10 protein-coding genes, 1 pseudogene and 1 riboswitch are annotated in these 13,139 nt (G+C 71.9%); of the genes and pseudogenes, 2 read left to right on the top strand and 9 right to left on the bottom strand.

All coding sequences use genetic code 11. The features are described from left to right. Window positions 1-20: 20 nt before the first annotated feature. The gene (locus tag O7608_RS07135; protein ID WP_289209209.1) at window positions 21-749 is read right to left on the bottom strand and encodes a hypothetical protein; all 729 of its coding nucleotides are present in this window, start codon (window positions 747-749) and stop codon (window positions 21-23) included. A 48-nt stretch (window positions 750-797) separates the two neighbouring features. Then, window positions 798-1,940 (bottom strand): branched-chain amino acid ABC transporter substrate-binding protein, encoded by a 1,143-nt coding sequence (locus tag O7608_RS07130; protein ID WP_289209208.1) that lies wholly within the window; start codon window positions 1,938-1,940, stop codon window positions 798-800. 59 nt (window positions 1,941-1,999) lie between these two features. Here O7608_RS07130 and O7608_RS07125 point away from each other — a divergent pair, with 59 nt between their 5' ends. Then, window positions 2,000-2,470, top strand: coding sequence for a hypothetical protein (locus O7608_RS07125; protein ID WP_289209207.1), 471 nt, complete (start codon window positions 2,000-2,002; stop codon window positions 2,468-2,470). On the opposite strand, the gene O7608_RS07120 is transcribed toward O7608_RS07125, so the two are convergent. The 4 genes and pseudogenes from O7608_RS07120 to O7608_RS07105 all read right to left on the bottom strand — a co-directional run bounded on the left by O7608_RS07120 (window position 2,458) and on the right by O7608_RS07105 (window position 7,004). Then, window positions 2,458-3,747, bottom strand: a complete 1,290-nt coding sequence (locus tag O7608_RS07120) for a sensor histidine kinase (protein ID WP_289209206.1) — start codon at window positions 3,745-3,747, stop codon at window positions 2,458-2,460. The two genes, O7608_RS07125 and O7608_RS07120, sit on opposite strands and share 13 nt — an antisense overlap. Before the next feature lie 22 nt (window positions 3,748-3,769). Then, entirely contained in the window at window positions 3,770-4,438 is a 669-nt protein-coding gene (locus O7608_RS07115) for a winged helix-turn-helix domain-containing protein (protein WP_289209205.1), read from the bottom strand. 55 nt (window positions 4,439-4,493) lie between these two features. After that, window positions 4,494-5,558 (bottom strand): annotated as a pseudogene (locus O7608_RS07110) (fibronectin type III domain-containing protein). 732 nt (window positions 5,559-6,290) lie between these two features. Further along, on the bottom strand, window positions 6,291-7,004 hold the full coding sequence (locus O7608_RS07105; protein ID WP_289209204.1) for a potassium channel family protein: 714 nt from the start codon (window positions 7,002-7,004) through the stop codon (window positions 6,291-6,293). A 261-nt stretch (window positions 7,005-7,265) separates the two neighbouring features. Continuing rightward, a riboswitch (cyclic di-AMP (ydaO/yuaA leader) is annotated at window positions 7,266-7,403 on the top strand. 2 nt (window positions 7,404-7,405) lie between these two features. On the opposite strand from O7608_RS07105, the gene O7608_RS07100 reads away from it, so the two are divergent. After that, window positions 7,406-8,422 carry a coiled-coil domain-containing protein gene (locus O7608_RS07100; RefSeq protein WP_289209203.1) on the top strand — a complete coding sequence of 339 codons (1,017 nt, stop codon included), beginning with the start codon at window positions 7,406-7,408 and terminating at the stop codon, window positions 8,420-8,422. Between the two features lie 105 nt (window positions 8,423-8,527). Here the strand turns inward: O7608_RS07100 and O7608_RS07095 are convergent, their stop codons facing one another. The 3 genes from O7608_RS07095 to O7608_RS07085 form a co-directional block, all read right to left on the bottom strand. Then, complete coding sequence (locus O7608_RS07095) at window positions 8,528-10,897, bottom strand: glycoside hydrolase family 65 protein (RefSeq protein ID WP_289209202.1); 2,370 nt, start codon at window positions 10,895-10,897, stop codon at window positions 8,528-8,530. Continuing rightward, on the bottom strand, window positions 10,894-11,643 hold the full coding sequence (locus O7608_RS07090) for an HAD family hydrolase (protein ID WP_289209201.1): 750 nt from the start codon (window positions 11,641-11,643) through the stop codon (window positions 10,894-10,896). The genes O7608_RS07095 and O7608_RS07090 overlap by 4 nt, the downstream gene beginning before the upstream one ends. A 90-nt stretch (window positions 11,644-11,733) precedes the next feature. Next, on the bottom strand, window positions 11,734-13,050 hold the full coding sequence (locus tag O7608_RS07085) for an ABC transporter ATP-binding protein (protein WP_289209200.1): 1,317 nt from the start codon (window positions 13,048-13,050) through the stop codon (window positions 11,734-11,736). Between the last annotated feature and the right edge of the window lie 89 nt (window positions 13,051-13,139).

Genomic DNA, 13,139 nt, shown 5'->3' with positions numbered 1-13,139 from the left:
GTCGGCCGGTCGACCGACGGTCAGCCGGCGACGGCTACCGGCGCTCGCCGGCCGGTCAGGGACCCGCCTGGCCGGCCGGCGAGCGCCGGCGGGTCGAGGTCGGCCAGCAGCCGCCGGAACAGCGCCGGTCGGTCCACCCGCACGACAGTGCTACGGGCACCGCGTTCCAGGACGGTGTGCGGCAACGCGAGCACCGGCGCGGCGCTGCGCAGCAGGGCCGCCGCCGGGGTGCTCACCGCGAAGGTGAGCACCCCGGCGGTCTGGTCGGTCGGGGCGAGCAGCGCCGCCATCCGCCAGACCGCCAGCGCCGCCGGGTAGTGGGCCGCCGCGGTCTCCGGGCAGGCCAGCATCCGCCGCCCGTCGCGCCACGCACCGGCCAGCGCCCGCAGCACCCGGTGGTACGCCTCTGCGGTCACGTCGACCCGGGTCAGCACCGCCGAGCCGCCGACCGGCGTGCTGACCGCCCAGGTCATCGTGGTCAGCAGCCGGGTCAGCCGGGCGGCGGCAGCCGGCTGCCCGGTCTGGGCGACCGGCAGCTGCCGCTGCGGCGTGGTCGGTGCCGGGCCGAGCCGTCGCCAGCCGACCGGTCGCCGCTCGTTCCAGCAGAACGCCGCCTCCAACATCGGATACGGCCCGAGTGGCCCCTCCGCGACGACCCGCAGGACCTTGTCGACCCCGGTGCCCGTACGGTGGTCGGGACGGGCGTCGGCCAGGCCGATGGTGCCACCGTTCGTCATCGATACGGTCATTTCGCACTCCCTCGCCGCGTTCATGGATGCGCCCCGGTGGGCGCGTGGTCAACTCGCCGGAACGGCCCGCTCCGCCACGAACAGGCCCTGTCGGACCCGGAACGCCCACACCGAGACGGACGGGCTGACCAGCTCGCCGCTGGACGTCCAGGCGATCCGGGTGGTCACGCCGGGACCGTCGTACGCGTCGACGAACGCCTCCATCCCGGCCCGGTCGCCGTGACCGGCCCGGATCCCGGCCAGGAACACCTGGGCAGCGTCGTACGACTCGGCGCTGTTGGTGCCGGGTTCCCGCCCGAAGCTGTCCCGGTAGTGCTGGGGGAACTGCTCCCCGGCCCGCTCCGGCGGCAGGCACGGGCAGGTGATCACGACGTCGTCGTCGGCGGCGTCGCCGGCGGCCCGCAGGAACCCGTCGGCCTTCACCCCGTCCCCGGCGACGAACGTCGCCTGGACCGCGCCGGCGCGCAGCTGCCGCAGCAGCCGACCCGCCTCCGCGTAGTAGCCGCCGTAGAAGACGACGTCGGCGTCGGCCGAGCGGACCTGGCCGACGACCGCGCCGAAGTCGGTGGCCCGCGCGGACACCGTCGCCCGCTGCACCACCTTGGCACCGAGCCGGTCCACCACCTCGTCGGCGAGCCCCCGGCCGTACGCGCTGTCGTCGTCGACGACGAACACGGCGGTGCCGCCGAGCACCCGGTCGATGTACCAGCCGGCGGCGCGGCCCTGCGCCGCGTCGTTGCCGACCAGCCGGTGGAAGGTCGGCCAGCCCCGTGCGCTCAGCTCGGTACGGGTGGCCGAGGTGGTGATCGTGGTGACACCGCCCTGGTCGAGGATCGGCAGGGCGGCCTCCGCCTCGCCGGAGAACCCCGGTCCGATGACGCCGACGATGCGCGGATCGTCCACGATCCGCTGGGCCAGCGCCGGCGCCTGCTTCGGGTCGCCCTGGGAGTCGAAGTCGACCAGGTCGACCGGGCAGTCCGGATGCGCCGCCGCGTACTGGTCGAACGCCAGGCGGGCACCGTCGTAGACGTTGCCGCCGAAATCCGCCGAGTCGCCGCTGAGTGGTCCCAGCACCGCGATCCGACTGCCGCAGGCATCGACCGGTGACGGCTCGTCGTCACCGGCCGCGGAGCACCCCGCGAGTACGGTGACGAGGGCGAGCGACACCGTGCGGGCCCGTAACGTCAGCACGTCCACCTCCTGCACCCGGCCGGATCGGCATATCCTGCGCCTGGGAGCGTGAGGTTTTGATGAGACGGATCCTGTGGATCGCGGCGGTGCTCGCGGTGACCGGTTGCGACCGGCCGGCGGCCCCCGGCCCGACCGGCGCGCCGCCGACCCCGGTCGCCACCGCCGCCGGCACCGCGCTGTTCGCGGTGGAGTCCGCGACGCTGGACGAGATCGTCATCGACGCGCAGGGCTTCGTGCTCTACCGCTCCGACCGGGACACCGCCGGTGTGAGCGACTCCGCCTGCACCGGGCAGTGCCTGCAGTCCTGGCTGCCGGTGCCGTGCCAGGGCGAGGTCCGGGTCGAGGGCATCGACCGGCAGCTGGTCACCTGTTTCACCCGGTCCGACGGCCGGCGGCAGTTGTCGTTGGCGGGTTGGCCGCTGTACGGCTACACCGGTGACCGGATGCCTGGCGACACGAACGGTCACGGGCAGTCCGACGAGTGGTTCGCCATCAGCCCGAACGGGCTGCGGGCGGGTCAGGGGCCCTGACCGGGCAGCCGCAGCCGGGCCTCGGTGCCGCCGCCCTCGGCGTTGCCCAGCCGCAGCTGGCCGCCGTGCAGTTGCGCCACCCAGCTGGCGATCGCCAGGCCGAGCCCGGTGCCGTCGGCGGCACCGGTGCGGAACCGCTGTTCCGGGGTGGCCGCCACCGCTTCGCTGAGCCCCGCCCCCCGGTCGCGGACCCGTACGGTCGGCGGTTCGGCGCTGACCTGCAGCCGTACCTCGGCCGGCCGGTCGGCGATCCGTCCATGTTGGACGGCGTTCTGGATCAGGTTGCGCAGCGCGATACGCACCAGTGCCGGATCCCCGACGGCGACCACCGGCACGGTGTCCGGTACGGCGACGTGCGGCGGCTGCACCGTGTCGGCGAGCACCTCCTCCGCCAGCTGGTCCAGCCGGAACGGTTCGCGGCGCAGGTCCCGCAGGCCGGCGACCAGTTGCGCCCGGGTGAGCAGGACGGAGACCGAGTCGGCGAGCCGGTCGGCGGAGCGCACCACCTGGCGCAGCGCCGCCGGCCGCCGGTCCGGTTCGGCCAGCGCGTCCTCAGAGACCGCCCGGATCACCGTGAGCGGGGTACGCAGCTCGTGCGCGGCGTCGGCGACGAACCGCTCCTGCTGGTTGAGCGCGTCGGCGATCGGCTCGGTGCCGCGCCGGGCGAGCAGGTAGCCGCCGGCGCAGGCGAGGACGGTGAAGGCGACGCCGCCGGCGGTCAACGCGAGCGCGAGCCGCTGGTTGGCCGCCTGCGCCGGGCCGGTGTCGCCGAGGACGACGACGGCACCGGCGACGGTGCCGGTGACCGCGTGTTCGAACGGTACGGCGAGCAGCGGGGTCTGCGTACCGGCGCGGTCGGCGAGCGGGTCGACGATCTCGGTGCCGGACGACCAGACCTGCCGGGCGGGGGCGAGCAGTTGCGCGGGCGGGACCACCGGCAGCCGCGCAGGGTACGCGAAGACCAGGCTGAGCTCGGCCCGGCCGGCTTCGTAGACGTAGACGGCGGTCGGTCCGTTGGCCACCGCGTTGTCGAACAGCTTGTCGAGTTGCAGTGCACCGGAGTCGTAGTAGAGCAGGGCGGCGGCGGTGCTGGCGGTGCGCCGTAGTTCGGCGGCGACCACTTCGTCGCGTTGCCGTTCGTCGACCAGCAGGGCGACCGCACCCATCCCGGCCAGCCCGACCACGTTGATCGCCATGACCAGGACGGTGATCCGGATCCGCAGGCCGCGCAGCCGCTCCGCGGTCTGCAGCGGTTTGCCCGCCTGTCGTCCGCTCACGGTGTCGGTGCCTGTCGTCCGGTCACGGCTGGGACGCCGCGATCTGGTAGCCGAAGCCGCGTACGGTGTGGATCAGTTGCGGCTCGCCGAGTTTGCGGCGCAGTTGGGCGACCACCGCGTCGACCACGTTCGAGCTGGGGTCGGCGAGCTCGTCCCAGCAGTGTTCGAACAGGTCGCTGCGGCTGACGGCGGCCGGGCAGCGGACCAGGAGCATCTCCAGGACGGCGAACTCCTTGCGGGTCAGGGTCAGCAGGATGCCGGCCCGGCGGACCTCCCGGCGGGCCGCGTCGACCTCCAGGTCGGCGATGCGCAGCAGCGGCGGGCTGGTGACGCCCCGGCGCCGGCACAGCGCCCGGACCCGCAGCACGAGTTCGGCGGTGACGAACGGTTTCACCACGTAGTCGTCGACGCCGGCCTGGAAACCGGCGATCCGGTCCCCGGCGCTGTCGAGGGCGGTCAGCACCAGTGCCGGTACGGTCAGGCCGGCGCGGCGGCGGTGGCCGAGCTGGTTCAGCGAGTCGCCTTCCGGAAGGATCCGGTCGAGCACCAGGCAGTCGTAGTCGTTGACGCTCATGTTCAGGTCGGCCTGGCTCCAGTCGGCCGCCTGGTCGACCGCGAAGCCACCGGTACGCAGCGCGGTCACGACGGCGCCCCGTACCTCGGGGTCGTCCTCGACCACCAGCACCCGCATGCGGGCGAGGCTAGCAAGTTGTCGTCACCGGGACATTTCGCCGGCCGTTTCCGGGTCAGCGTACCGCCGTGCACTTCGCGCCGTTGAGGGTGAAGCCGGTCGGCGCGGTGGTCGTGCTGGCGCCGGTGACCACGAAGCCGAGCTGGACGCTGCCGCCGGGCGCGATCAGGCGGTTCCACTTCTAGTTGCGGACCGTGACGTCGGGTGGGGTGAGGTCGACCGGCTCGGCACCCCACAGGTACGCGATCTGCTGGTCGTCGGGCGTGGTCCAGCTCAGCGTCCAGCCGTCGATCGGCTCCGCTGCGAGGTTGCGGACGTCCAACTGCGCCTGGAAGGCACCCGGCCAGTGGTTGATCACCTGGTGGGCGACCTCGCAGGTCGGGGCGACCGGGGTGGTGGTCACGGTCAGCGGCGCGGACAGCGGCGAGCTGTTGCCGGCGTCGTCGTGGGCCCGTACCGCGAAGGTGTAGCTGGTGCCGGGCTGCAGGCCGCCGACCCGGGCGGTCGGACCGGTCGGCGGGTGCTGCGGAGCAGTGGCCACCCGGGTGGTCGAGCCGTCGGGGTGCACCCGCAGCACCTCGTACCAGGCGACGTAGACGTTGTCGGTGGACGGCTGCCAGCGCAGGGTGACCGCGTCGGTGCCGGTCTGGGTGGCGGTCAGGCCGGTGGGGGCGGTGGGTGCCTGGTCGTCGCCGGGCGGCATGGTCAGTCGCAGGGCGGGGCTCGTCGGCGACCGGTTGCCGGCGGCGTCGCGCGCGGCCACCCAGAACTGGTACGTCCGTGACGGCTGCAGGCCGACGATGGTGATCTCGTTGACCGGGCTGGTCTTGATGATGATGTAGTCGGCCTGCATCTGGGCGATCTCGTAGCCGGTGACCGCGACGTCGTCGGTGGCGGCGGTCCAGGTGAGGGTGACCTGGTCCGTGCTGATGGCGGCGACGGTCGGGACACCGGGGGTGGTGGGCGCCTCGGTGTCGGCGCCGGTCGCGGCGCTTGCGCTCGCCGCCGGCAGGGCGGGACCGAGCAGTACGGCGGCGAGCAGGACGCCCAGCCGTCGGGCGGCCCGGGGGCGACGGCTGCCGTCGCGGTGGGCTGCGCGATCCGACGGCGGCGGTGGCACAGTGGTCACGGGTGACTCGCTTTCGGTGCGGGCACCGGCGGACGAACCAGCGCCAGGACATCCATGGTCAACGATGCATGTCGCGGGGCGCCATCCGCCGTCCGGTGACAGTTCCGCCGTGCGGGCCCCGGCCGGACCACTGTGAGCTGGGACACCGTCGACCGGCGGCCCCGGACGATTGTCGATGCCCGCACGGCGCTGCCGCCGATCCCGACCGCGACCGGGCCAGGCAGCCACGACAGCTCCATACACAACGAAGCCTGCCGATGCATCGGCAGGCTGCGCAGGACAGTTGGACGCAGCGGCGTCGCGGTCCTGACTTGTCGGCGATTCCACGTCGTAACAATCGAGGACTAGCGTGGGGACGGGGAGGGCAACCCCCGTCCCCACCATCAGTTACTGACACGCACGAGCGGTTTGGCGTCCAGGTCGTGCGTGACGCGCGGGAGCCGGGCCACGCGAGTGGCTCTGGTTCCACCTCCTCTCGACAGGCGGTGCGTGGCTGGCGGCGGAGTCCGGGCTGGCCCGCCGCCAGCCCAAGGGCTGAGCGGTCGGCGAAGCGCTGCGAACAGCGCCACGCCGCGCGTCGGTACAGTGTTCTGGTGCACATCCATCAATGGAAGCGCTCCCATGGGAGGACTGTAGCCTGAGTCACGAGTTTGCGAAAGTCCAGAGGCTGATCAGCTCACGAAATGAAGGCGTGACGAGACGGTTACGCCCAGGATCCCTGGGTCAACCGCCGAACCGCTGCACGTCCGCGGTCGGCCCGGCGACGATCAGCAGCGCGTCCGGCGGGATCACCGAGTCCGGTACGGCGTACCGCAGATGCTGGTCACGCTCCTTGATGCCGACGACGGTGATGCCGTACCGCTGCCGCAGCCGGGCCTGCGCCAGGGTCTGACCCGCGCTGTCCGCCGGGGCGCACACCTTGGCGATCGCGAAGCCGTCGTCGAACTCGATGAAGTCGAGCATCCGGCTGGCCAGCAGGTGCGCGACCCGGTCCCCCATGGTGGCCTCCGGAAAGATCACGTGGTGGGCACCGACCGAGGCGAGGATCCGGCCGTGCTTGGCGGTGATCGCCTTCGCCCAGATCTCCGGCACGCCGATCTCGGTCAGCGACACGACGGTCAGGATGCTGGCCTCGATGTCGGCGCCGATGCCGACGACCGCGCACGGGTAGTCGGCGACCCCGAGGTGCCGCAGCGACTCTTCGTCGGTGGGATCCGCCTCCACCGTCCGGGGCAGCCGGTCGGACCAGCGCTGCACCCGGCGGGGATCGCCGTCGATGCCGAGCACCCGGTGACCGAGCCGGCACAGCGACAGCGCCACCTGCCCACCGAATCGACCCAGGCCGATGACGGCCACGCTGTCGTCGTCAGTGACGCCGTCGCCGGCCGCACCGACCGGGGACGGATCGGCAGCCGTCAGGAACGGGTCGTCTGTCATCAGGGAATCCATCCGGAGGTTATTTCCTACTTTCGGCTTCTATGGCATTTTAGGCAGTTCCATCCCCCGACCACGGCACTATCGACCCAGCCGGTCGCGACATGCCGTAGGCCCGCCGACGCAGAAAGTGGACATTACCTAAAGTCGTTGTCCAGTAACGGAATTCTCCCTGGTCAACGACGGTCGTCGAGGTGTTGTCGCCGGTCACCGATCCGGTAAGCTTGCCGGCGGTCTCCGCCAGGCGGCACCCACCGGTGCCGGCGGTGACCGCCGCCTAATCGTCCTTCGGGGTGAGCCGGGGAACCACGTTTCCACCGGGGTGAATCCGCGACGTCGCGGTAGGGATCGTTCCGTCCCGAACCCGTCAGCTAACTCGGTCGGCGGCCAAGGAAAGGAACAGGATGACCGCACCCCTATACCGGCGGGTTCCGTTCACCGCCGCACTGGCCGCCGTGACCACCTTGCTCGCCGGCCTCGTCGTCGCCACCCCGGCCGCCGCCCAGGACCCCTCGGACGAGGGCGCGCAGCCACTGCTCAGCGACGTCATCGAGTCGACCAACCGAGGCTTCGTCGAAGCAAAGGCCGCCGTCGAGGAGTCCCGCAAGCGGCAACTTCAGCTCAACCTCGAACTGGAGAAGGTGGAGGAACGACTGGAGGCACTCACCCCGCAGATCGGCGAGGTCGCCTCCAATTCGTACCGTCTCGGCCGGATCACCCCGGTGATGGTGCTGCTCAACAGCGCCAGCCCGGACGACCTGCTGGACCGGGCCGAAGGCCTGGACATGATCGCCATGCACGACAACAAGCGGGTCCGCGAGCTCAACGAGGCCCGTGAACAGGCCGCCCGGGCCGTCGCGGCGATCGAGGCCGAGGTGACCCGCGAGGAACAGCAGCTCGAGGTGATGTCCCGCCAGAAGAAGGAGTCGGAGAAGGCCCTGCAGCTGGTCGGCGCGGTCGCCACCAACGGGTTCGTCTCGGCCACCTCGCCGGTCGCCGCGCAGGCACCCCGCAACGCGAACGGTTCCTGGCCGTCCGAGTCGTGCAGCCTGGACGACCCCACCACGAGCGGCTGCATCACCCCCCGCACCATGCACGCGCTCAACGAGGCCAAGAAGGCCGGCTTCACCCGCTTCGTCTCCTGCTTCCGACCCGGTGGCCCGTTCGAGCACCCGAAGGGCCGGGCCTGTGACTTCTCCATGCAGTCCAGCGGCTTCGGCGGCGACGCCACCGGCGACGCCCGGCTCTACGGCAACAACCTGACCGCGTTCCTGGTCCGCAACGCCGACAAACTCGGCATCCTCTACGTGATCTGGTACCGCCAGTTCTGGTCACCGACGACAGGCTGGAGCTCCTACAGCGGCGCCGGCGGCGACCCGAGCAGCGACCACACCAACCACGTGCACCTGTCCCTGCTCTGAGTGCCCGCGCGCCGGTCAGTCAGGACGGCTGGCCGGCGCGCGAAGCGTCGGGCCCCGCGGCCCGGTGCGGGGTCGCGTCGGACCCCGCGGCCGGTGCGGGGTCAGTCAGTCGGTACGGGCCGACCGGCGCACCGGGGAGCGGCCCGCCGGCTGCTGCGGCGGCGGGCCCGCCGCCCCGGCCGGCGCGATCGCCCGGGTGACCGGCTTGTCGGCGGCGACGGTGATCGCCTCACCGTGGTGCGTCAGCTCGATCGTCGCGTTCGGATCCACGTCGCGTAGCGCATAGGTCACCTCGTCGCGCCCGACGGACACCCGCAGCCGCATGCCCCGCCACATCATGGCGAACTCGAGCCGGTTGATCCGCTGCGGCAACCGGGGGGCGAAGGAGAGCTCCCCGGCGTGGTCGCGCATCCCGCCGAACCCGGCCACCAACGCCAGCCACGCCCCGGCCAGCGCCGCGACGTGGATGCCGTCACGGGTGTTGCGGTTGATGTCGTGCAGGTCCATCAACGCGGCCTCGCCCAGGTAGTCGTGGGCGAGCTCCAGGTGACCGGTCTCGGCCGCGATCACCGCCTGGGTGCAGGCCGACAACGAGGAGTCCCGCACCGTACGCCGCTCGTAGTAGGCGAAGTTGCGGGCCTTCTCCTCGTCGGTGAAGGCGTCGCCCCGCCAGTGCATCGCCAGCGCCAGGTCGGCCTGCTTGACCACCTGCTTGCGGTACAGATCGAAGTACGGGTAGTGCAGCAGCAGCGGATAGTGGTCCTGCGAGGTGCCCGCGAAGTCCCACTCCTGGTGCCGGGTGAACCCGGCCGACTGCGGGTGCACGCCGAGCTCGTCGTCGTACGGAACGTGCATGGACAGCGCCGCGTCCCGCCAGGCCGCGGTCTCCTCGTCGTCGACACCGAGCACCCAGGCCCGGTCGGCGTAGCGCAGCGCGCAGTCGGCCGCCGTCAGCAGGTTCCGCTGCGCCATCAGGTTGGTGTAGATGTTGTCGTCGACCACCGCCGTGTACTCGTCCGGCCCGGTCACCCCGTCGATGTGGAACCGGCCGTGCCGGTCGTGGTGGCCGAGCGAGCGCCACAGTCTGGCCGTCTCCACCAGCAGCTCGAGGCCGATCTCCCGCTCGAACTCGACGTCACCGGTGGCGTGCACGTAGCGCCGGACCGCGTCGGCGATGTCCGCCGCCACGTGGAAGGCGGCGGTGCCGGCCGGCCAGTACGCCGAACACTCCTGCCCCCGGATGGTGCGCCACGGGAAGGCCGCCCCGTTGAGCCCGAGCATCCGGGCCCGTTCCCGCGCCTGGTCCAGCGTCGAGTGCCGCCAGCGCAGCACCGAGGCGACCGCCGCCGGCTGGGTGTAGGTCAGCACCGGCAGTACGAACATCTCGGTGTCCCAGAAGGCGTGTCCGTCGTACCCCGGTCCGGTCAGGCCCTTCGCGGCGATCGGCCGCTGCTCGGCGCGGGCCCCGGCCTGCAGCACGTGGAACAGGCCGAACCGGACCGCCTGCTGGATCTCCGGGTCGCCGTCGACCCGCACGTCGGAGTGGTCCCAGAAGTCGTCGAGGTACTTGCGCTGCTCGGCGCAGAGCCCTTCCCAGCCGGAGATTCGGGCGCCGGCCAACGCCGCCCCGACCTGGTCGCGCAGCGCCGGCAACGAGCGCTGACTGGACCAGCCGTACGTCAACAGCTTGACCACCCGCAGCCGCTGCCCCGGCTGCAGCAGGCAGGAGACGGTGGTCCGGACCCAGTCGTCGAACCCTTCGGTGCTCACCGCCACGTCACCGGGGCCGTCGATCTCGTGCCCCATCGCCGCCGCCATCCGCAGCCCGCTGGCCTTGGTCCGGTGGATCAGCAGCCCGCCGTCGGACTGCACCAACCGCTCCTCGGCCTGCAGCGGCTGGTCCAGTACGGCGGCCACCCGGGGGTCCTTGCTCTGCGCCGGCAACTCCTCGTTGGCGACCAGCTCGGACTGCACGATGATCCGCAGCGGCTCGTCGACCGCCTCGACCTCGAAGCAGACCGCGGCGACCGCCCGCTGGGTGAACGACACCAGCCGGGTACTGCGGACCCGGCAGGTCCGACCGGCCGGCGACCGCCACTCCAGGCGCCGGTCCAGCAGCCCGGCCCGCAGGTCGAGCACCCGCTCGTGGGAGAGCAGGTCGCCGTAGCGCACATCGAACGGTTCGTCGTCGACCAGCAGCCGGATCGGCTTGCCGTTGGTGACGTTCACCAGGGTCTGCCCGGACTCGGGGAAGCCGTACCCGGCCTCGGCGTAGGGCAGCGGCCGCAACTCGTAGAACGAGTTGAGGTAGGTGCCCGGCAAGCCGTGCGGCTCCCCCTCGTCCAGGTTGCCACGGAATCCGATGTGCCCGTTGGCCAGTGCGAAGACCGACTCCGACTGCGCCAGGATGTCGAAGTCCAGCCGGGTCTCCCGGACATGCCAGGGCTCGACCGGGTAGGCCCGCTCGCGGATCACCGTTCGGCTCCGACCAGCAGCTCCCCCAGGTCGTTCACCACGATGTCGGCACCATGGGCGAGCAGTTCGTCGCCGATACCGACCCGGTCGACGCCCACCACGCAGCCGAAGTCACCGGCCCGTGCCGCCGTCACCCCGGCCAGCGCGTCCTCGAAGACCGCCGCGTTCGCCGGCTCCACCCCCAACTGCGCGGCGGCGGCCAGGAACGTGTCCGGTTCCGGCTTGCCGCGCAGGCCCTTCTCTCTCGCGATCACCCCGTCTACCCGCACCTCGACCAACTCCTCAATCCCCGCCGCGATCAGCACGTCCCGGCAGTTGGCGCTGGCCGACACGACGGCCCGGTGCAGCCCGATCCAGCGGGCAGCATGAAGGTAGGCCAGCGAACCGTCGTAGACCTGCACGCCGTCTTCGGCGATACGTCGCAGCAGGACCTCGTTCTTCCGGTTGCCGATGCCGTTGACGGTGTCGGCAGCCGGGGGGTCGTCCACCGACCCCTCGGGAAGCTCAACGCCTCGCGAGGCAAGGAAGGAACGCACCCCGTCGGCCCGTGGTCGGCCGTCGACGTACCGGCTGTAGTCGGCGCCGGGATCGAACGGAAGGAAGGGGTGGCCGGCGGCCAGGGCACGGGCGCGGAGGAAGTCGTTGAAGGTCTCCTCCCACGCCCTGTTGTGTACTTTCGCGGTCTGGGTCAACACCCCGTCGAGGTCGAAAAGGCAGGCGGTCACATGAGTGGGTAGACCGAGCACCCCGCCAATCTAACCCGATCTCCACGGTGCCGGCCCGGTTTCCGCCGCCCGCCGGCGGCGCGCGGCGGGTGAACACGGCGGGTGAGCCGGTCACCGCCACCCGACGTCGATGCGGTCACCCCGCTCGTCGAAGAAGTGCAGCGCGTCCATCCGGACCGAAACCGCCAACGGGTGCCCTGCGGTGACCGCCGGGTACGGGGCGAGCCGTACCGCCAGCTCGGCGGGGCGACGGTGGTGCCGACCGCCGTCGCTGAGCACGCTCTCCCGGGCACCGCCGGGCCGGGGCGAGGCCGGGTCGGCGGCCGCCGGCTCTGCGGTCCGCCCGGTGAGGCGTTGCATCACGCTGCCGAGACGACGCAGCCGCTGACCGGAGCCGCCGGTCGGCTCCACCGGCGTACCGCCGAGGTCGTCGACCACGATCGCGGTCGCGCCGATGTCGAGGTAGGCCAGGGACTCGTGGCCGTGGTGTTCGAGGAAGCGGATCCGGCCCTGCAGGACGTCGCCGGGGGTGTCCGGGGCGACCGGGGTGAGTGCCTCGGCGCGCATGCCGACCACGATGCGTTCGCCGTGGTAGTGCGAGACGGCGCGGGCCCGGATGTCGTTCCAGGGCAGGTAGAGGGCCTGGTCGCCCAGGCTGAGCGTGACGTACCGGTCGAGGTGTACGTAGACCGAGGCTTCCAGCAGGTTCATCCGGGGGCTGCCGAGGAACGCGGCGACGTAGAGGGTGGCCGGTCGGCCGTACACCTCGGTCGGGGTGCCGACGTCCTGGAGCACGCCCTTGCGCATGATCGCCACCCGGTCGGCCATGGTGAGCGCCTCGGCCTGGTCGTGGGTGACGTAGATGGTGCTGACGCCGAGCTCGCGGACCAGGCCGGAGATCTCGGCGCGCAGCTCGGCCCGCAACCCGCTGTCCAGGTTGGACAACGGCTCGTCCATCAGGAACAGCCCGGGCCGACGGACGATCGCGCGGCCCATCGCCACCCGTTGCCGCTGGCCGCCGGAGAGCTGGCTCGGCCGACGGGCGAGCACGTCACCGATGCCCAGCGCGCTGGCGACGTCGGCGACCCGTTCGGACCGGGCCTCGGTGTCGACCCCGGCCAGCCGCAGCGGGAAGGCGATGTTGTCGCCGACGGTCATGTGCGGGTAGAGCGCGAAGTCCTGGAAGACCATGGCGACCCGCCGGTCGCGCGGCGGGACGTCGTTGGCCAGCTCGCCGTCGAGCATGATGGCGCCGCTGCTGGGGTCCTCGAGACCGGCGACCATCCGCAGCACGGTCGACTTGCCGCAGCCGGAAGGGCCGAGCAGCACCATGAACTCGCCGTCGTTGACGTCGAGATTGACGTTGTCGACGGCAACGGTCCCGTCGGTGAAGACCTTGGTCACGTCCTTGAGCGCGACGGTGGTCACCGTCACCTCCCCGCAGCATCGATTGCCCGCCCCGCATTGACTGTGACGAGCACCATGCGCCTGGCACATCGGGTAAACGTGCCATGTTC

The organism is Solwaraspora sp. WMMA2056 (assembly GCF_030345095.1).
Classification (GTDB): Bacteria; Actinomycetota; Actinomycetes; order Mycobacteriales; family Micromonosporaceae; genus Micromonospora_E.
Note: the sequence above shows the minus strand (reverse complement) of the source record. Positions and strands in the feature narration are given on the sequence as shown.

Excerpts from the sequence above, each read along its gene's own strand:
- O7608_RS07135 (WP_289209209.1), bottom strand. The coding sequence starts at position 749 with ATGACCGTATCGATGACGAACGGTGGCACCATCGGCCTGGCCGACGCC.
- O7608_RS07115 (WP_289209205.1), bottom strand. The coding sequence starts at position 4,438 with ATGCGGGTGCTGGTGGTCGAGGACGACCCCGAGGTACGGGGCGCCGTC.
- O7608_RS07125 (WP_289209207.1), top strand. The coding sequence starts at position 2,000 with ATGAGACGGATCCTGTGGATCGCGGCGGTGCTCGCGGTGACCGGTTGC.
- O7608_RS07105 (WP_289209204.1), bottom strand. The coding sequence starts at position 7,004 with ATGACAGACGACCCGTTCCTGACGGCTGCCGATCCGTCCCCGGTCGGT.
- O7608_RS07100 (WP_289209203.1), top strand. The coding sequence starts at position 7,406 with ATGACCGCACCCCTATACCGGCGGGTTCCGTTCACCGCCGCACTGGCC.